Origin of the sequence: Herbaspirillum sp. VT-16-41 (assembly GCF_001994935.1) — a bacterium.
Lineage (GTDB): Bacteria > Pseudomonadota > Gammaproteobacteria > Burkholderiales > Burkholderiaceae_D > Herbaspirillum > Herbaspirillum frisingense.
On sequence record NZ_MUXB01000106.1, the window covers coordinates 244,567 to 262,002 of the forward strand.

At 62.3% G+C, this 17,436-nt stretch carries 17 protein-coding genes; 6 read left to right on the forward strand and 11 right to left on the reverse strand.

Going from position 1 to position 17,436, the window contains the following annotated elements; genetic code table 11:
• Positions 1-163: 163 nt before the first annotated feature.
• On the forward strand, positions 164-541 hold the full coding sequence (locus BTM36_RS13580) for a hypothetical protein (protein WP_077236692.1): 378 nt from the start codon (positions 164-166) through the stop codon (positions 539-541).
• Here the strand turns inward: BTM36_RS13580 and BTM36_RS13585 are convergent.
• On the reverse strand, positions 535-1,377 hold the full coding sequence (locus BTM36_RS13585; RefSeq protein ID WP_077236693.1) for a helix-turn-helix transcriptional regulator: 843 nt from the start codon (positions 1,375-1,377) through the stop codon (positions 535-537). The genes BTM36_RS13580 and BTM36_RS13585 overlap by 7 nt on opposite strands.
• 92 nt (positions 1,378-1,469) lie before the next feature.
• Between BTM36_RS13585 and BTM36_RS13590 the strand changes: the two genes are divergently transcribed.
• Complete coding sequence (locus BTM36_RS13590; protein ID WP_077236694.1) at positions 1,470-2,702, forward strand: MFS transporter; 1,233 nt, start codon at positions 1,470-1,472, stop codon at positions 2,700-2,702.
• A 112-nt stretch (positions 2,703-2,814) separates the two neighbouring features.
• On the opposite strand, the gene BTM36_RS13595 is transcribed toward BTM36_RS13590, so the two are convergent.
• Entirely contained in the window at positions 2,815-3,498 is a 684-nt protein-coding gene (locus BTM36_RS13595) for a PEP-CTERM sorting domain-containing protein (RefSeq protein ID WP_077236695.1), read from the reverse strand.
• A gap of 577 nt (positions 3,499-4,075) precedes the next feature.
• Between BTM36_RS13595 and BTM36_RS13600 the strand changes: the two genes are divergently transcribed.
• A complete protein-coding gene (locus BTM36_RS13600; protein WP_077236696.1) occupies positions 4,076-5,299 on the forward strand; it encodes an HD-GYP domain-containing protein in 1,224 nt (407 codons plus the stop codon).
• 16 nt (positions 5,300-5,315) lie between these two features.
• Here the strand turns inward: BTM36_RS13600 and BTM36_RS28355 are convergent, their stop codons facing one another.
• The 9 genes from BTM36_RS28355 to glpD all read right to left on the reverse strand — a co-directional run bounded on the left by BTM36_RS28355 (position 5,316) and on the right by glpD (position 15,037).
• Positions 5,316-5,465, reverse strand: coding sequence for a hypothetical protein (locus tag BTM36_RS28355; RefSeq protein ID WP_158243320.1), 150 nt, complete (start codon positions 5,463-5,465; stop codon positions 5,316-5,318).
• Positions 5,466-5,605: 140 nt separating this feature from the next.
• Entirely contained in the window at positions 5,606-7,087 is a 1,482-nt protein-coding gene (glpK, locus tag BTM36_RS13605; RefSeq protein WP_077236697.1) for a glycerol kinase GlpK, read from the reverse strand.
• 180 nt (positions 7,088-7,267) lie between these two features.
• A complete protein-coding gene (locus BTM36_RS13610) occupies positions 7,268-9,016 on the reverse strand; it encodes an ABC transporter substrate-binding protein (RefSeq protein ID WP_077236698.1) in 1,749 nt (582 codons plus the stop codon).
• A 242-nt stretch (positions 9,017-9,258) separates the two neighbouring features.
• Positions 9,259-9,543: a DUF2160 domain-containing protein gene (locus tag BTM36_RS13615; RefSeq protein ID WP_077236699.1), complete on the reverse strand. Its 285-nt coding sequence runs from the start codon at positions 9,541-9,543 to the stop codon at positions 9,259-9,261.
• Between the two features lie 2 nt (positions 9,544-9,545).
• Entirely contained in the window at positions 9,546-10,376 is an 831-nt protein-coding gene (locus tag BTM36_RS13620) for a carbohydrate ABC transporter permease (protein ID WP_077236700.1), read from the reverse strand.
• Positions 10,369-11,259 (reverse strand): carbohydrate ABC transporter permease, encoded by an 891-nt coding sequence (locus tag BTM36_RS13625; RefSeq protein ID WP_006464946.1) that lies wholly within the window; start codon positions 11,257-11,259, stop codon positions 10,369-10,371. Before BTM36_RS13625 ends, BTM36_RS13620 begins: the two co-directional genes overlap by 8 nt.
• A gap of 4 nt (positions 11,260-11,263) precedes the next feature.
• Positions 11,264-12,352: an ABC transporter ATP-binding protein gene (locus BTM36_RS13630; protein ID WP_006464947.1), complete on the reverse strand. Its 1,089-nt coding sequence runs from the start codon at positions 12,350-12,352 to the stop codon at positions 11,264-11,266.
• 1 nt (position 12,353) lies between these two features.
• Positions 12,354-13,454 carry an ABC transporter ATP-binding protein gene (locus BTM36_RS13635; protein WP_077236701.1) on the reverse strand — a complete coding sequence of 367 codons (1,101 nt, stop codon included), beginning with the start codon at positions 13,452-13,454 and terminating at the stop codon, positions 12,354-12,356.
• A 50-nt stretch (positions 13,455-13,504) separates the two neighbouring features.
• Positions 13,505-15,037 carry a glycerol-3-phosphate dehydrogenase gene (glpD, locus tag BTM36_RS13640; protein ID WP_077236702.1) on the reverse strand — a complete coding sequence of 511 codons (1,533 nt, stop codon included), beginning with the start codon at positions 15,035-15,037 and terminating at the stop codon, positions 13,505-13,507.
• 201 nt (positions 15,038-15,238) lie between these two features.
• On the opposite strand from glpD, the gene BTM36_RS13645 reads away from it, so the two are divergent.
• The 3 genes from BTM36_RS13645 to BTM36_RS13655 all read left to right on the forward strand — a co-directional run bounded on the left by BTM36_RS13645 (position 15,239) and on the right by BTM36_RS13655 (position 17,379).
• Positions 15,239-15,997, forward strand: coding sequence for a DeoR/GlpR family DNA-binding transcription regulator (locus BTM36_RS13645; protein ID WP_006464950.1), 759 nt, complete (start codon positions 15,239-15,241; stop codon positions 15,995-15,997).
• 339 nt (positions 15,998-16,336) lie between these two features.
• Positions 16,337-16,714, forward strand: coding sequence for a hypothetical protein (locus BTM36_RS28360; RefSeq protein ID WP_077236703.1), 378 nt, complete (start codon positions 16,337-16,339; stop codon positions 16,712-16,714).
• 38 nt (positions 16,715-16,752) lie between these two features.
• Entirely contained in the window at positions 16,753-17,379 is a 627-nt protein-coding gene (locus tag BTM36_RS13655) for a tetratricopeptide repeat protein (protein ID WP_077236704.1), read from the forward strand.
• The last annotated feature ends 57 nt before the right edge of the window (positions 17,380-17,436 follow it).

Here is a 17,436-nt window from a genome sequence, read left to right on the forward strand (position 1 = left end):
GTTACGGTAGAAAATCGACAATCTTTACACTTGCAAATCGGCATCATCCAGGCGGGACGCGGCGTCTCGGGCGATCACGGTCTCTGCAGGACGTGACAGTTCAGGATTTCTCCGATGCGCGGATGACGGGCCAAGCGCTACAGTGAAGGCACAGGAGAACGCCATGAACAAAGCCTACCCCGTCATCGCCATGATGACGCTCATGCTGGTGCTGCAAGCCCAGCGCAGCGAAACAGCCACAGCGGCCAACCTCGCCGCGCTCGATATCTCGGTGGTGGTGGCGGAGAAATGCCGCATCGATTTCTCCGAGGGCAGCGCCGACTTCTTCCAGGTCTGCTCGGTGGGCGGGGGCGCCGCCAATGAGCGGGCCCAGCAGGTGACCGGCGCGGTCAGCGCACTGGCACCGCAAGATGACCCTTACTTCCTGGAACGTGACCCCGACCAGCCAAAACGGCAAGCCAGCGTATCGGCCGGCCCGCCGGTGGCAAGCACAACAGCGCCGATCCGACGCGGCCCGCGGGTGGTGGTCATTCCCTATTGAAGCGCGTCGCGATCCTGCTCCGGCAGGGTGATGCGCCGCCTTTCCTGGCGCGGCTGGTAATGATTGGGTGAACTGCGCAGGGCCTTGCGGAACATGTTGGAAAAGGCGCTCTGGCTGCGATACCCGAGGGCCTGCGCTACCACGCCCACCGCATCGCCACGCGCCAGGCGCACCAGTGCTTCGCTCAGATGCACCTGCTGCACCCAGTGCCGGAACTGCAGGCCGGTTTCACGCGGAAACAGGCGAATCACCGTACGCACGCTGGCCCCACCCACCCCGGCCCAGTCGGCCAGCGCAAACTGCCGCCCGGGCTCGGCCAGGATGGCTTCGCAGATGGCCTGCAGGCGGCGGTCCTGCGGCCAGGGGATGGCCACCGGAATGGACGGTGCCCGCGCCAGCTCCGACATGATCAGGGCCGCCACATGACCGGCGCGGCTCTCCGGTTCATATTCCCTGGGCTCGGCCAGCGAGGCCAGAATCAGTTCGCGCAGCAAGACCGAGACTTCCAGCAAGCGGCACTGTTCACCGATCGCGCGCCCCTCGGCCTGAGCGATGTAGAGGGTGCGCATGCTGACCTTGCTCAGCATGCGGATTTCGTGCTCGACCATGGGTGGCACCCACAGGGCGCGTTGCGGCGGCACCAGCCACACCCCTTGCGGCGTGCGCACCTGCATCACGCCTTCCACTGCGTAGAGCAACTGGCCACGCGCATGCGAGTGCGCCGTCAGCAGGTCGCGATAGGCCAGTTCCCGGGCAAAGGCCACCACCACACTGCGTGCCTGCTGGAAGGCATTGACCTCGGCACTGGGACAGACAGGCTTGAGCTGGGCAACCATGGCATTTAATCGCTAACAATTGGCATCATCATCAATAGATGCCAATGATACGCTTCGCTCCTCCCTTTTTGTTCACTCGAACTGCTCATGTCATGACAAGTGCTACCGATCCCAACACCTCTGCAGCCTCCGCCGCCGCCACCCAGCCCGCCATCAGCGCTGCCCCGCCGCTGGTGATGAGCATCATCCTGGCCTGCGGCGGCGCCCACCTGATCAACGACATGATCCAGGCCCTGCTGCCTTCGATCTACCCCATGCTCAAGACGGGCTATGGGCTCAGCTTCACCCAGGTCGGGCTGATCACCCTTACCTTCCAGGTCACCGCTTCGCTGCTGCAACCCTGGATCGGCATGTACACCGACCGCCACCCGCAGCCCTGGCTGCTGCCCACCGGTGCCGTCGCCACCTTGGTCGGCATCGTACTGCTGGCGCTGGCCGGCAGCTTCAGCGCCTTCCTGGTGGCGGCGGCGCTGATCGGCATCGGCTCCTCCACCTTCCACCCGGAAGCCTCGCGCATCGCCCGCATGGCCTCGGGCGGCCGTTTCGGCCTCGCGCAATCGACCTTCCAGGTCGGCGGCAATGCCGGCTCGGCCTTCGGCCCCCTGCTGGCGGCCGCCATCGTGGTGCCTTACGGGCAAACCCATGTGGCCTGGTTCCTGGTGCTCTCGGCGCTGGCCATCCTGGTGCTGTCGCGGGTGTCGTCCTGGTACCGCAGCCACCTGGCCGCCGGCAAGGGCAAGGGCAAGGTGCTGGCCCGTCATCAGCTGCCGGCCTCGACCGTGCGCCGCGCTCTGGTAGTCCTGGCCCTGCTGGTGTTCTCCAAGTATTTCTACATGGCCAGCTTCACCAGCTATTTCACGTTCTACCTGATCGACCGCTTCCAGATGTCGGTGGCGTCCTCGCAGCTTTACCTGTTCCTGTTCCTGGGTGCGGTGGCCGTGGGCACCTTCGTGGGCGGCCCCATCGGTGACCGCATCGGACGCAAGCTGGTGATCTGGATTTCCATCCTTGGCGCGGCACCGTTCGCCCTGATGCTGCCGCATGCCAACCTCTTCTGGACGGCAGTGCTGTCGGTGGTGATCGGCCTGATCATTTCCTCGGCCTTCTCGGCCATCGTGGTGTACGCCCAGGAGCTGGTGCCGGGCAAGGTGGGCATGATCGCCGGGGTGTTCTTCGGCCTCATGTTCGGCTTCGGTGGCATCGGTGCGGCGCTGCTGGGCCACCTGGCCGATCTCTACGGCATCGCCTGGGTCTACGGTCTGTGCGCCTTCCTGCCGCTGGCCGGGCTGCTGACGGTGTTGCTGCCGGACGTGCGGGAGCACTGACGGCGGAGAAAAACCCTGACCCAAAACAAAAGCGCGCTGGCTTTCAGGCCAGCGCGCTTTTTTTGGACCGCTGCGGTCGGACGGTCGTGACGCTTCAGTCAGTGCCGCCAGATCAAGCCGCGCTCAGGGAAGCGGCGGAGACAGCACGTGCATCGCCCCGGCGACGACGGCGCCAGGCCATTCCACCTACCAACGCCAAGCCTACCAGCAGCATGGCGTAGGTCGACGGTTCCGGTACCGGGGCCACAGTGCGCAGGGCAGCGTTGGAATAGAACATAGTCAGGTTGGAGTATCCCGGCACCTTGCCGCCATTGTTGGTCCAGTTGATGGCGAAGCTGCCACTCTGGGTCTGGCCGGCGGTCAGCACCAGGTTGTCGAACAGGAAGGAACCGGTGGCATTGCCCGCGTGGATACCCAGTACCAGGTCCATCTGCAGGCTCTTGCTGGAGGTGATGGTCCAGGTCCCGCTCTTGCTGTCGCTGCCCAGGGTGAAGCTGACGCTGATGTTGGAACCCAGCACCGAGCCCGGGCTGCCGACGAGCGCGCCGGTCGAGTCGATCTTGTTGAGCAGGTTCCAGGTCCCGCCGCCGAAGGCGCTGCTGAAGAGCGAGCTCGTTCCGGAGGGGCCTGCCTGCGCATTACCTACGGCAAAGGTAAAGTTGTCGGCCTTGTGAGCACTCAGGGTCACATCGTCGCGGCTGGCATTGGCCACGCTGGGGGCGCTCGGGGCGGCGCTGGCGCCCGAGCTGGCGATTGAACTGGCTACCATAAGGATGGCTGCAATCAGGGTTTTCATGGGCTTCTCTTTGTTGTCAATTCGACATTAATCCGGAAAGGATTTTAATCAAAAGACAACAAAAAGTTTAGCTAAATTTACAATCTTGTTTGCTACTTGCCACAAATGATTGCCTCGCTGCAGCTTTTTGCCTGCCGCCACTCACAGGCCGGGAGTGTCGGCATCATCGGCACCGGTGGAGCCACTCACCGACCTGCGCGGCGATGGCATTTCTTCCTGCTCTCAATTTTTCGGCGATTTAAGTCTCGCTTAATTTTCAACGCCTACAGTGGGCACATCGGGATCTCCTCTTTCCCCTTGTCCGCTGCGACGACATCCAGCGGATCTTTCAGGCCCGTCCATCCCCCGGACGGGCCTTTTTTTCGCCCGTTACCCGTGCTTCAGGGTGTGGCGTCTTTGTCGGATTGCCGGCTGCAAGGGATTTGCAGGCAGCTCAACCGTTCACTTATGGTCTTTCGTATGAGATCATTAACGACTGGCAATCCTGACCAGGACTCAATGGCAACCTGCCGCCAGCCCGGGTCAGGGCGGGCCAAGCTAACCTGTTCCCCCGGCGCGCCGGAGAGAAGTACGAGAAATGTTAAAGAAAATCAAAACGGAGGATCTGGTCCTCGGCATGTACTTCTGCGGCTTCGAGGCCGCATGGCTGGACCATCCGTTCTGGAAGAACAAGTTCCTGCTCAAGAACGAGAACGAGCTCAAGCAGGCCCATGCCAGTGGCATCGCCTATTGCTGGATCGATATTTCACGCGGCCTGGACGTGGCCGAACAGGCGCCCACGGACGCCCCCGAGGTGGACGCAGAACAAGCCGAACCCGCCCCGCTGCCCCCCGAACCAGCCCCGGTCCCGGCCATCGACACCACGCTGATGGATGCCATGTCCCTGCGCGAGACGGCCAAGAAAGCCACCAAGGCCATGTTCAGCGAAGCCCGCATGGGCAAGGTGCTGGACATGGAGCGTTGCGTCTCGGTGGTGGAAGAAATCGCCAGTTCGGTCGTCAAGAGCCCCAGCGGCATGCTCAGCGTCTTGCGCCTGAAGCTGGCCGATGAATATACCTACCTGCACTCGGTGGCGGTATGCGCCCTGATGGTAGCGCTGGGTCGCACCCTGGGCCTGGACGAGGCAGCCTGTCGCGAAGCGGGCCTGGGTGGCTTCCTGCACGACGTGGGCAAGGCCTTCATCCCGCATGAACTGCTCAACAAGCCCGGCAAGCTCACCGACGAAGAATTCACCCAGATCAAGAAGCATCCCGAACTGGGCTACAAATACCTGAGCCAGGACCCCAACGTTCCCGACTACGCGCGTGACGTCTGCCTGCACCACCACGAAAAGATGGACGGCAACGGTTACCCGGAAGCCCTGCGCAGCGGCTCCATCAGCCTGTATTCGCGTATGGCGGCGATCTGCGACGTCTACGACGCCCTCACCTCGGACCGCCCCTACAAGCGCGCCTGGGACCCGGCCGAAGCGATCTCCACCATGGCCACCTGGACCGGCCACTTCGACCGCGCCATGTTCCTGGCCTTCGTCAAGACCCTGGGCATCTACCCGGTGGGTTCCATCGTCAAGCTGGAATCGGGCCGTTCCGGCTTCGTGATCCGGCAGAACGCCCAGGACCTGACCCGTCCGGTATTGAAGGTGTTCCGCTACAACGACAGCATGGAAATGAGCGATACCGAAATCCTCGACCTGATGGCCACGCCCGAAGCCGATACCATCGTCGCCCGCGGCGGCGAGGAATGGGCGCGCCTGAGCCATCTGGATTCCATGCAATTGCTCAGCACCGGCACACCGGGCTAAGCCTGTCCCGATCCGCTCAGGCCATGCCCAGTGCCGTCATGAAGTGGCGGCCATGGGCCTCGTGGGAGGCATCGGGTACACCGATGTCGCAGGCCATCACGAAGGTGGAAGCGGCGTCGAAGAAACCCGTGGCGAGTTGCATGCAATCCAGCAGGAAGCTTTCCATGATCGTTCTCCTTGAAAGACCCGCCGCCTGATTGCTGCGGGCTTGAGAACATCATGCGGTCGCGCCGTGTCAATCCGATGTCAGGCGGTGCGGACTGGATTTCAGTTGAAACATTGCACCACCCACCGCCTGACCACCAGTCAGGCCGCGCTGACCTGGCGGATCGCCGCTTCCCAGGCGTGGATTCTTTCCTGCGCCTGTTCCCGCGTGAAGCGCGGCTCGAAGGTGCGCTCCATGCGCCACTGCGCGGACAACTCGGACAGATCCCGATAGACCCCGGTGGCCACGCCGGCCAGGTAGGCCGCGCCCAGCGCGGTGGTCTCGGTGACCTGCGGGCGGATCACGGGAATGCCCAGCAGGTCGGCCTGGAACTGCAGCAGCAGGTTGTTGGCGGCCGCTCCGCCATCGACCCGCAATTCGGTGATGGGCGAGACCGCGTCCCGCACCATGGCATTGAGCAGGGCCGTGCTCTGGAAGGCGATCGATTCCAGCGCCGCGCGGGCGATGTGCGCCACCGTACTGCCCCGGCTCAGGCCCACGATGGCGCCCTTGGCCGACGGGTTCCAGTAGGGCGCACCCAGGCCGGTGAAGGACGGCACGAACACCACCCCGCCCGAATCCTCCACCGTGCAGGCCAGGCCTTCGACGTCGGTAGAGGTCTTGATGGCTTTCAAGCCATCACGCAGCCATTGCACCACTGCGCCCCCGATGAAGACGCTGCCTTCCAGGGCATATTGCTTGCGTTCGTCGACCTGGCAGGCGGCGGTGCTGATCAGGCCGTTGTGCGAGGTGGCGCACTGGTCGCCGGTATGCAGCAGCATGAAACAACCGGTGCCATAGGTATTCTTGGCCATGCCGGGGCGCACGCAGGCCTGTCCGAACAGGGCCGACTGCTGGTCGCCGGCGATACCGCCTATCTTCACCGGCGCGCCCAGGTGCTGCGCATCGATCTCGCCATAGAGATGGGCCGAGGCATGCACCTGCGGCAGCATCGATGCCGGAATGCCCAGCCACTGCAGCAGTTCCTCGTCCCAGGCACCGGTGTGGATATTCCACAGCATGGTGCGCGAGGCGTTGGAAACATCGCTCACATGCAGACGGCCGCCAGTGAGCTTCCACACCAGCCAGGAGTCGACCGTGCCGAACAGCAGTTCGCCGCGCTCGGCACGCTCGCGCAGGCCGGCCACGTTATCGAGAATCCAGCGCAACTTGGTGCCGGAGAAATAGGGGTCGAGCACCAGCCCGGTCTTCTTCTGGATGGCCTCGCCCAGGCCGCGTTCGCGCAGCGCCGCGCACACCACCTCGGCGCGTCGGTCCTGCCACACCACGGCGTTGTAGACCGGCTTGCCGGTGGCGCGCTCCCAGACCACGGTGGTCTCGCGCTGGTTGGTGATGCCCAGCGCGGTCAGCTCACTGGCCTGGATGCCACTTTGCGCCAACACCTTCTGCGCGGTCTGCAACTGGCTTTGCCACAGGTCCATGGGGTCGTGTTCGACCCAGCCCGGCTGGGGGAAGATCTGCGGGAACTCCTGCTGGGCGGTGGCCACGATGGCCCCGCTCTGGTCGAAGATGATGCTGCGCGAGCTGGAGGTTCCCTGGTCGAGGGCGAGCAGATAGGCCATGCTGGTTCCTTGCTGACGTACTGAAAACGGCGGGTTGAAAATGAAGCCTTGAAAACGGAAAAACTGAATCAGACCGGCTACAAGACCGGTACACCAGAAACACGAAGACGCCATCCCGACACAAGCCGGGATGGCGTCATCCTACGCGTGATGCGGATCAGATTGCACGATCAGACTGCATCAGCGTACGCGGCCATCCTTCCAGGCCTGCAGCAGCTTGTCGTAGGGGATGGTCTCGCCCTTGGGCTTTTCGTTGGCCAGCTTGGCCCACGGCGCCCCCTTGTCGGACAGCCAGGAGGCCGGGTCCTTCTTCGGGTTCAGCTTGGGCGCGCACTGCTTCATGCCGGCGCGCTGCAGGCGGGCCATGATACCGTCCATCTCGTCGGCCAGGTTGTCCATCGCACCTTGCGGGGTCTTCTCGCCGGAGATGGCCGAGGAGATGTTCTTCCACCAGATCTGCGCCATCTTCGGATAGTCGGGCACGTTGGTACCGGTCGGGGTCCACGCCACCCGTGCCGGGCTGCGATAGAACTCGATCAGGCCGCCGTACTTGGCCGCATTCTTGGTGAAGTAGTCGGAGCGGATGTCGGAGTCACGGATGAAGGTCACGCCGACGATGGACTTCTTCAGCGAGACGGTCTTGGCCGTGGTGAACTGCGCATACAGCCAGGCCGCAGCCATCTGGTCCGGCGGGGTGCTCTTGAGGAAGGTCCACGAGCCTACGTCCTGGTAACCGTTCTGCATGCCATCCTTCCAGTACGGGCCGTGCGGGCCGGGGGCCATGCGCCACTTGGGCGAGCCATCGGTGTTGACCACCGGCAGGCCCTGCTTGGTCATGCTGGCGGTGAAGGCGCTGTACCAGAAGATCTGCTGCGCGATGTGACCCTGCGCCGGCACCGGGCCGGCTTCGGAGAAGGTCATGCCCAGCGCCTCGGGCGGGGCATACTTCTTCATCCAGTCCAGGTACTTGGTCAGGGCATAGACCGCTGCCGGCGAGTTGGTCGCGCCGCCGCGTGCCACCGATGCGCCCACCGGGGTGCACTTGTCGTCGGCTACGCGGATGCCCCACTCATCCACCGGCAAGCCGTTGGGCAAACCCTTGTCGGCGGCGCCAGCCATCGACAGCCAGGCATCGGTGAAGCGCCAGCCCAGTGAGGGGTCCTTCTTGCCGTAGTCCATGTGACCGTAGATCTTCTTGCCATCGAGTTCCTTCACGTCGTTGGTGAAGAAGGCCGCAATGTCTTCATAGGCCGACCAGTTCTGCGGCACGCCCAGTTCATAGCCGTACTTGGCCTTGAACTTGTCCTGCAGGTCCTTGCGTGCGAACCAGTCGGCACGGAACCAGTACAGGTTGGCGAACTGCTGGTCGGGCAGCTGGTAGAGCTTGCCGTCGGGCGCGGTGGTGAAGCTGGTGCCGATGAAATCCTTCAGGTCCAGGCCGGGGTTGGTGTATTCCTTGCCGGGGCCGGCCATGTAGTCGGTCAGCACCACGGTCTGGCCGTTGCGGTAGTGGGTACCGATCAGGTCCGAGTCATTGACCCAGCCGTCGTAGATGGACTTGCCGGATTGCAGCGAGGTCTGCATCTTCTCGACCACGTCGCCTTCCTGGATCACGTCGTGGATGACCTTGATGCCGGTGATTTCCTCGAAGGCCTTGGCCAGGGTCTTGGATTCATAGGCGTGGGTATCCAGGGTCTCGGAGACCACGTGGATTTCCTTGACGCCCTTGGCCTTGAGCTTGGCGGCAGCGTCGATGAACCATTGCATCTCGCTGACCTGCTGCTGGCGCGACAGCGTGCTGGGCTGGAATTCCGAATCCACCCACTTCTCGGCCGCTTTGATGTCGGCCCAGGCATTGCCGGCGACACCGGCCATCGCCATGGCAGCCACCAGCACGGTTAATTTGATTTTCCGCATGTTCTGCATCATGTCTCCTCGTCACCTTCCCCTGAATTGGCGTGCCGGGTAGGGAAGGAGTATCCCCGGACGTCCGTTCTGATTGGCACTACAGATCTGTTGCCTGCTGCTATAAAAAATCGATGTCCAGCTCACCACGAACCGTTCGGACCGAGCAGGCCCGCCAGGGCCGTATCTAAGACGCTCAGCCTCATGCGAACCTTCGATACGCGGCTGCGCCGCTACTCAGGACGAACGGGAGTCATCAGCTCCGATCAGCCCTTGCGCATGATCAGCACCAGGGCGAGCAAACCCAACACCGCTGCGTACCACTGGTCCAGGTCGGTCAGGCCGACCCAGGCCAGGTTGATATAGGCCGCTGCCAGCAGTCCGATGAAGAGGCGATCGCCGCGGGTGGTGCGCATGGGCAGGAAGCCCTTGCGCTCGATCGTGGGAGAACGCACCTCCCACACCGTCATGCCCACCAGCATCAGTGCCACACAGGTGAAGAAGATCGCCACTGGTGGCGTCCACGACATCCACGCAAATGCATTTGCCATGATCACACTCTCCCCATTGCGAAGCCCTTGGCGATATGGTTGCGCACGAACCAGATCACCAGGGCACCAGGAACAATCGTCAACATACCGGCTGCGGCCAGGATGCCCCAGTCCATGCCCGCCGCCGAGGCGGTGCGGGTCATGATGGCGCTGATCGGCTTGGCGTTGACCGAGGTCAGGGTGCGCGCCAGCAGCAGCTCCACCCAGCTGAACATGAAGCAGAAGAAGGCCGTCACGCCCACGCCGGACTTGATCAGCGGCAGGAAGATACGCAGGAAGAAGCGCGGGAAGGAGAAGCCGTCGATATAGGCGGTCTCGTCGATCTCACGCGGCACGCCCGACATGAAGCCCTCCAGGATCCACACCGCCAGCGGCACGTTGAAGAGCATGTGCGCCAGCGCCACCGCGATGTGGGTGTCGGACAGGCCGATGGTGGAATACAGCTGGAAGAACGGCAGCAGGAACACCGCCGGCGGCGTCATGCGGTTGGTCAGCAGCCAGAAGAACATGTGCTTGTCGCCCAGGAAGCGATAGCGCGAGAAGGCATAGGCTGCCGGCAAGGCCACCAGCAGCGACATGACCGTGTTCATGGCCACGTAGATGATGGAGTTGATGTAACCCGAATACCACGAAGGATCGGTGAAGATCACCTTGTAGTTGTCCAGCGTGGGCGCATTGGGCCAGAGGGTGAACACCGACAGGGTTTCCTCGTTGGTCTTCAACGACGTGTTCAGCAGCCAGTACAGCGGGACCAGCGTGAAGGCGATGTAGACCAGCATCACCAGCACGCGGGTGAGGGTCTTGTCCTGGTTTTTTCCCTGGATTTTATTCATGTTGGCCACCCGAAGCATTGGCGTTGTTGCCGGCGCTCTGCATCCAGTTGTAGAGCACGAAGGACAACAGCAGGATGATGAGGAAGTAGATCAGCGAGAAGGCGGCGGCCGGACCGAGGTCGAACTGGCCCACGGCTTTCTGCGTGAGGTACTGGCTCAGGAACGTGGTGGAATTGCCGGGGCCACCACCGGTGAGCACGAAGGGCTCGGTGTAGATCATGAAGCTGTCCATGAAGCGCAGCAGCACCGCGATCACCAGCACGCCGCGCATCTTGGGCAGCTGGATGAAACGGAACACTGCCCAGCGGCTGGCGCCATCGATCTGCGCGGCCTGGTAGTAGGCATCCGGGATCGAGCGCAGACCGGCGAAGGCCAGCAGCGCCACCAGCGGTGTCCAGTGCCACACGTCCATCACCAGCACGGTCAGCCAGGCATCCAGCGGATTGGAGGCGTAGTTGTAGCCGATGCCCAGCAGGTTGAGCACGTAGCCACCCAGGCCGATGTCGGCGCGGCCGAAGATCTGCCAGATGGTACCGACCACGTTCCATGGGATGAGCAGCGGCATGGCCAGGATCACCAGCGTGGCCGAGGATTTCCAGCCCTTGTGCGGCATGGCCAGCGCCAGGCCGATGCCCAGCGGGATCTGCACCAGCAGCACGCAGAAGGAAAAGATCAGCTGGCGCAGCAGGGCCGCATGCAGCTCGCTGTCGCGCATGACATCCTTGAACCATTCCAGGCCGACGAAGACCTTCTGCTCGGGGCTGATGATGTCCTGCACCGAATAGTTGACCACCGTCATCAGCGGGATGATGGCCGAGAAGGCCACCGTCAGGAAGACCGGGAGGATGAAGAACCAGGCCTTGTTGTTGTAGGGCTTGTTCATGGGCTTAGCGTCCTATTCTCTGGTCGTTGCTGAAGTAGATCGTCTCGGGCTTGGCCAGTCGCAGCCATTGCGGCCCGGTAGCGATCTTCATCTCCGGCGCCACGCGCGCCTTCACGCTCATGCCCTCGAACTGCGCCGTCACCAGCTGGCTGGTTCCCAGATGCTGGACCTGCGTGACCTCGGCGCTGATGGCACCGGCCGTGCCGGGCGCGGCCAATTCGACGAATTCGGGGCGGATGCCCAGCTTCAGTTCGCCACTGCTGTTCTTCAACGCCTGCAACTGCGCCGCGTCCACCTGCACTTGCTGCCGGCCCAGCAGCACGGTATCGCCTTCGATGCTGAGCGGGCAGAAGTTCATGCCGGGGCTGCCGATGAAGTAGCCCACGAAGGTGTGGTCCGGCCGCAGGAACAGTGCCTCTGGCTTGCCCTGCTGCACCACCTTGCCTTCGGTCATGACCACCACTTCGTCGGCGAAGGTCAATGCCTCGACCTGATCGTGCGTAACGTAGATGAGGGTCAGCTTCAGCTGGTGGTGGATTTCCTTCAGTTTCTGGCGCAGTTCCCACTTCATGTGGGGGTCGATCACCGTCAGCGGTTCATCGAACAGGATGGCGGCCACGTCCTTGCGCACCAGGCCGCGCCCCAGCGAAATCTTTTGCTTGGCATCAGCCGACAGGCCGGCAGCACGCTGCTTGAGGTCGCGGGTGAGATCGAGCATCTCGGCGATCTCGCGCACACGCGCCTGCACTTCGCGCTCGGGCATCTTGCGGTTGCGCAGCGGGAAGGCCAGGTTGTCGAACACGCTCATGGTGTCGTACAGCACCGGGAACTGGAACACCTGGGCGATGTTGCGATCGCGGGTTGCCATGCGGGTCATGTCGACACCGTCGAACAGCACCTGCCCTTCGGAAGGCTGCAACAGCCCCGAGATGATGTTGAGCAGCGTGGACTTGCCGCAGCCGGAGGGGCCCAGCAAGGCATAGGCGCCACCGTCTTCCCACACCATGTTCATGGGTTGCAGGGCGTAGTCCTTGAGGCTGGCCGGATTGCCGCTGTAGGCATGGCCCAGGTTCTTGAATTCGATGCGGGCCATGTCAGTGCGTCTCCAACGGGGCGCTCAACAGGCGACCCTCTGTGTCGAACAGGAAAGCCTTGGCGGCGGCGATGCTGACCTGCACCGTGCTGCCGATGGCCACTTCATGCACGCCCGAGAGCTGCGCCACCAGCGGTACCTCGCCATGGCGCAGGTGCAGATAGGTCTCGGAGCCGGACAGCTCGGCCAGGGCCACGCTGCATCCCAGGCTCACGCCCGGTGCGTCCAGCGCCTGCAGGCGTACGTCGTTGCAGCGGATGCCCAGCTTGCAGCGCTGGCCTTCGGCCAGTGTCAGCGCACGGCCGGCAATCTCCAGCACGCTGCCATCGTTCATGCGGACGGCGGCCACGCCATTGGCCGAGGACACGGCCGTGGCATCCAGCAGGTTCATCGGCGGATCATTGAAGATCGCCGCTACCTGGGTGGAGGCCGGCGAATTGAACAGTTCCAGGGTCGGTGCGAACTGCAGCAGCCGGCCTTCGTGCATCACCGCAGTATGGCCGCCCAGCAGCAGGGCTTCCTGCGGCTCGGTGGTGGCATAGACCACGGTGGTGTCGCCGGTGGCGAAGAGCGAAATCAGTTCGCTGCGCAATTCCTCGCGCAGCTTGTAGTCCAGGTTCACCAGCGGCTCGTCCAGCAGCACCAGCGGGGCGCGCTTGATCAGCGCGCGCGCCAGCGCAGTGCGCTGCTGCTGGCCGCCGGAGAGTTCGCCCGGCAGGCGTTGCAGCAGATGGGCGATGTGCAGCTTGTCGGCGATCTCGTTGACGCGCCGGGTGATTTCCTGCTCGCCCTGCCTTTGCAGGCGCAAGGGTGCTGCGATGTTCTCGAACACCGTCAGGCCGGGATAGTTGATGAATTGCTGGTAGACCATCGCCAGGTTGCGCTCGCGCACCCCCACGCCAGTGACATCCTGGCCATCGACCAGCACGCGGCCGGCGGTGGGCCTGTCGAGCCCGGCGATGATGCGCATCAGCGAGGTCTTGCCGGCCTGGGTCGGGCCTAGCAGGACGTTGATGCCACCTTTGGCGAGATTCAGGTCAAGCGGGTAGAGGTGCGTTTCGGCACCGACCGTCTTGGCCACTTGTTTCAGTTCCAGGGTCACGCTGTCTCCTCACTGCATTTTTTTGATTGATGGTGGGCGTCGACCTGGGATCAGCTGGCGGCGTGATCGGGCAGACTCGCCAACCACGCCTCCAGCCGTCCTCTGTGCTGGGGCCCGCAGTGCAGGCCCAGCTTGCTGCGGCGCCAGAGGATATCGTCGGCGCCGCGCGCCCATTCGTGTTGCACCAGGTAACGCGCCTCGGCTTCATACAGGCCCGGGGTCAGCTCCTCGCCCAGCGCGGCCAGGCTGTCGGCCTGACCGATGATCTGGGTCACGCGCGAACCATAGCTGCGCGCATAGCGATGCGCAAGCGCGGCCGGCAGCCAGGGATGACGTGCCTGGAACTGGCGCAGGAAGGCGTCGAAATCGTAGCGCGCCACAGTCTTGCCGGGCTGTTCCAGGTCGCCGCCGGGCAGCGGCGCACCAGCTGTCCACGGCTGACTGGAGGCGCCCAGATGCGGCGCCAGCATGGCCAGCGCCTCTTCGGCCAGCTTGCGATAGGTGGTGATCTTGCCGCCCCAGACATTCAACATGGGCGCACCGGCGTCGTCGCATTCGAGCAGGTAGTCGCGGGTGATGGCCGATGCATTCTCGGCGCTGTCGTCCAACAGCGGACGCACACCGGAATAGGTCCAGACCACGTCTTCACGGCCGATCTGGCGCTTGAAGTAGCGGTTGGCCATCTCGCAGAGGTAATCGATCTCCTCGGCATCGATCTCGACCTTGCCGGCATCGCCGTGGTATTCAAGGTCGGTGGTACCGATGAGGGTGAATTCTTCCTGATAGGGAATGGCGAAGATGATGCGCTTGTCGGGGTTCTGGAAGATGTAGGCGTAGGGATGGTCGAAGAGGCGCTTGACCACGATGTGGCTGCCCTTGATCAGGCGCAGGCTGCGCCCGGTCCTGGCCTGCGGCACCGCCTGCGCGAAGCGTGCGGCCCACGGGCCTGCAGCGTTGACGATGGCGCGGGCGCGCACTTCTTCCTGTTGCACGCCATTGGCATGCTGATGTTCCAGCACGGCATGCCAGGCATCGCCCTCGCGGCGGGCGCTGATGCACTTGGTACGGGTGAGGATACGGGCGCCGCGCTCCTGCGCGTCCATCGCATTCAGGACCACCAGGCGCGCATCGTCGACCCAGCCATCGGAATAGACGAAGCCACGACGATAGTCGCCCTTCAAGGGTTGGCCCGCGACGTGCCGGGTCAGGTTGGCACCTTCGGAGGCTGGCAATATCTCGCGCTTGGCCAGGTAGTCATACATGAACAGGCCGGCGCGGATCATCCAGGCCGGACGCTGGTTGGCATCGTGCGGCATGACGAAACGCAGGGGCCAGATGATGTGCGGCGCCGAGCGCAGCAGCACTTCGCGCTCCTGGAGCGCCTTGCGCACCAGCTTGAATTCGTAGTATTCGAGATAACGCAGGCCGCCATGGATGAGCTTGGTGCTGGCCGAAGAGGTGTGCTGGGCCAGGTCATGCTGTTCGCACAGCAGCACCCGCAGCCCGCGGCCGGCCGCATCACGTGCAATGCCTGCACCGTTGATGCCACCGCCTACCACCAAGAGATCGTATTCGAGCGCCATTGGCCTGTTCTCCACTTTCCGCTTGTTCGCTTTTTGCTTCGTTCGCTGCACCCAACTCACCCATTTCCCGGGAGTTGGCAATGCCCAGTAAGATAAGCGACATCCCGAACGTAAATCAACAATTATTTGTTGTTTTAAGTTCGTTTATGTTTTTTAATGTTCATCTCTGATCGCAACCGTTAATCCTTTTTCAAGCACACCATGCTCAATCCCAGGCAACAGACGCTACTGGAATGCGTGCGCAAGCACGGCACGATCTCGGTCGAAGAGTTGGCTCAACAGCTGGGCGTGACCACCCAGACCGTGCGCCGCGACGTCAAGGCGATGGTCGATGCCAGCCTGCTGGCGCGCTACCACGGCGGCGTCGGCCTGCTGTCCTCGACCGAGAACATCGCCTATCCGGAGCGCCAGGTCCTGCATGCCGAAGCCAAACGCCGCATCGGTCGTACCGTAGCTGCCCGCGTGCCCGACGGCTGCTCCCTGATCCTGAACCTGGGCACCACCACGGAAGAGGTTGCGCGCGCCCTGCAACAGCATCGCAACCTGCACGTGGTGACCAACAACCTGAACGTGGCCAATTCACTGGCCAGCAATCCCGAACTGGAAGTGATCATCGCCGGCGGCGTGGTGCGCGCCCGTGACCGTGGCATCGTCGGCGAGGCGACCATCGATTTCATCCGCCAGTTCAAGGTGGACATCGGCATCATCGGCATTTCCAGTATCGAGATGGACGGCGTGCTGCGCGACTTCGACGCCCGCGAGGTCAAGGTGGCCCAGACCATCATCGAACAGTCACGCCAGGTCTGGCTGGTGGCCGACGCCAGCAAGTTCGGCCGGCAGGCGCTGGTGAAGATGGCGCACCTGTCGCAGATCGATGTGCTCTTCACCGATGCCCCTCCACCGCCGGAACTGGCCAAGCTGCTGGCCGAGACCGATGTCGAAGTGGTGATCGCGAAGTAAGTGCAAAGGGTGGCGATCCGGAAACTCCTGTGGCGGGTGAGGCTGAGCAGGCGCCCGCAGGGACGGACTAACGCCACTCCTTTCTGCGCAAAAAGTTGGTCGATGCGGCTGCGGAAATTGCCCAACGATCTTCTTTCAACCGCATCAAGCGGGTCATCGTGAGTACGACCTTGCCTCATATCAGGGAACTGATCCAAATGAGAATCTAGTCGCTGCGGTATTGCTGGAGAAAGCAGTCGCTCTATCCCAGCTTGAGTTTTATGGTTTGAATTGTCCTTCGTGGGGCGTCCCTGCTCCAGAGACGCTCGTGCCACTCACTTAGCCGGAAACCTGGTTGGAATGTCTGCATTTGGAGGGCTTAGAACTGCGGCGTTCTACGAGCTTCTGGCGACGGCTGGTACCAAGTATTTCCTCTCCTTTTCCGATCAGAAAGCTGTGCTCATTATTGGCTTTCGGGTCGCATCCGCCGTTGCGTTGTGGTTGGCACCTGAGATGCCGAACATTTGCGGTATATTCCAAGAAATATTAAATCAAAGCGGTGACCCGCTGCCCGTCGATTGTGATGGCGACTACCGCGGATGCATTGGCGAAATCGAGGCTGACAGGAGGGAGCGTTATGGCATTAGAAAAGATGAGGCGAGAATCTTTTCTAGGGCGCCGACCTTAGTGGCAAGAACCGATAATTCAGAAAACCGTTCTTGGCAATGTCCAGAATAAGCCGGAGTCGCTCCCTCAAGACACACTAGAAAATATGGATGAAACCCATGGTAAAAATAATGAACAAAAACCTGATCTTCCTTTTACTCATTTCCCTTAGCGCATTTCCTCTGACAGCCACAGCAGACTGGTTCCTTTCTGAAGAAACCAAGGCACTGATCGTCAAAGCCGAAGCGGGCGATGCTGAAGCGCAGATTCAGGTTGCCCTAGCTTACGATACCGGCAAAGGTGCGCCGCAAGATAGAAGTAACGCGATGAAGTGGTATCGCGTGGCTGCCGAAGGGGGTAATGTCGAAGCGCAGAACAGTCTGGGAAGCATGTTTCAGGAGGGAAAAGAGTACAGGGATGCACTTTTCTGGTACGAGAAAGCAGCATTGCAAGGGCATGCCCAGGCAACAAATAGCGCAGCTTATCTTTACGATATGGGGCTCGGCGTTCCGCAAGACAGAAATAAAGGTTTTGAACTCTATTCCAGAGCTGCAGACCTAGGCTGGGCCGAGGCAATGTGGAACATCGCCAATATGTACGGTGCTGGACAACTTGGAACGGCAGATGCGCGCATGGCTTGCGTATGGATTGTCCGAGCGTCGCGATTTGCTGGGCCAAGAGAGAGACGGCTTTCGGTCCATTTGGCTAACATTCTGCTGACCTGCTCCCCAATTTAGTACGAGAACGACTTGGAGTCTGCGGTTAAAAAAGTCTCTGCAAACTGTTGCGGCGTC

What these genes read in the sequence shown, in the direction of transcription:
- BTM36_RS13580 (WP_077236692.1), top strand. Translation starts at nt 164, where the DNA reads ATGAACAAAGCCTACCCCGTCATCGCCATGATGACGCTCATGCTGGTG.
- BTM36_RS13585 (WP_077236693.1), bottom strand. Translation starts at nt 1,377, where the DNA reads ATGGTTGCCCAGCTCAAGCCTGTCTGTCCCAGTGCCGAGGTCAATGCC.
- BTM36_RS13590 (WP_077236694.1), top strand. Translation starts at nt 1,470, where the DNA reads ATGACAAGTGCTACCGATCCCAACACCTCTGCAGCCTCCGCCGCCGCC.
- BTM36_RS13595 (WP_077236695.1), bottom strand. Translation starts at nt 3,498, where the DNA reads ATGAAAACCCTGATTGCAGCCATCCTTATGGTAGCCAGTTCAATCGCC.
- BTM36_RS13600 (WP_077236696.1), top strand. Translation starts at nt 4,076, where the DNA reads ATGTTAAAGAAAATCAAAACGGAGGATCTGGTCCTCGGCATGTACTTC.
- BTM36_RS28355 (WP_158243320.1), bottom strand. Translation starts at nt 5,465, where the DNA reads ATGGAAAGCTTCCTGCTGGATTGCATGCAACTCGCCACGGGTTTCTTC.
- glpK (WP_077236697.1), bottom strand. Translation starts at nt 7,087, where the DNA reads ATGGCCTATCTGCTCGCCCTCGACCAGGGAACCTCCAGCTCGCGCAGC.
- BTM36_RS13610 (WP_077236698.1), bottom strand. Translation starts at nt 9,016, where the DNA reads ATGATGCAGAACATGCGGAAAATCAAATTAACCGTGCTGGTGGCTGCC.
- BTM36_RS13615 (WP_077236699.1), bottom strand. Translation starts at nt 9,543, where the DNA reads ATGGCAAATGCATTTGCGTGGATGTCGTGGACGCCACCAGTGGCGATC.
- BTM36_RS13620 (WP_077236700.1), bottom strand. Translation starts at nt 10,376, where the DNA reads ATGAATAAAATCCAGGGAAAAAACCAGGACAAGACCCTCACCCGCGTG.
- BTM36_RS13625 (WP_006464946.1), bottom strand. Translation starts at nt 11,259, where the DNA reads ATGAACAAGCCCTACAACAACAAGGCCTGGTTCTTCATCCTCCCGGTC.
- BTM36_RS13630 (WP_006464947.1), bottom strand. Translation starts at nt 12,352, where the DNA reads ATGGCCCGCATCGAATTCAAGAACCTGGGCCATGCCTACAGCGGCAAT.
- glpD (WP_077236702.1), bottom strand. Translation starts at nt 15,037, where the DNA reads ATGGCGCTCGAATACGATCTCTTGGTGGTAGGCGGTGGCATCAACGGT.
- BTM36_RS13645 (WP_006464950.1), top strand. Translation starts at nt 15,239, where the DNA reads ATGCTCAATCCCAGGCAACAGACGCTACTGGAATGCGTGCGCAAGCAC.
- BTM36_RS28360 (WP_077236703.1), top strand. Translation starts at nt 16,337, where the DNA reads ATGTCTGCATTTGGAGGGCTTAGAACTGCGGCGTTCTACGAGCTTCTG.
- BTM36_RS13655 (WP_077236704.1), top strand. Translation starts at nt 16,753, where the DNA reads ATGAAACCCATGGTAAAAATAATGAACAAAAACCTGATCTTCCTTTTA.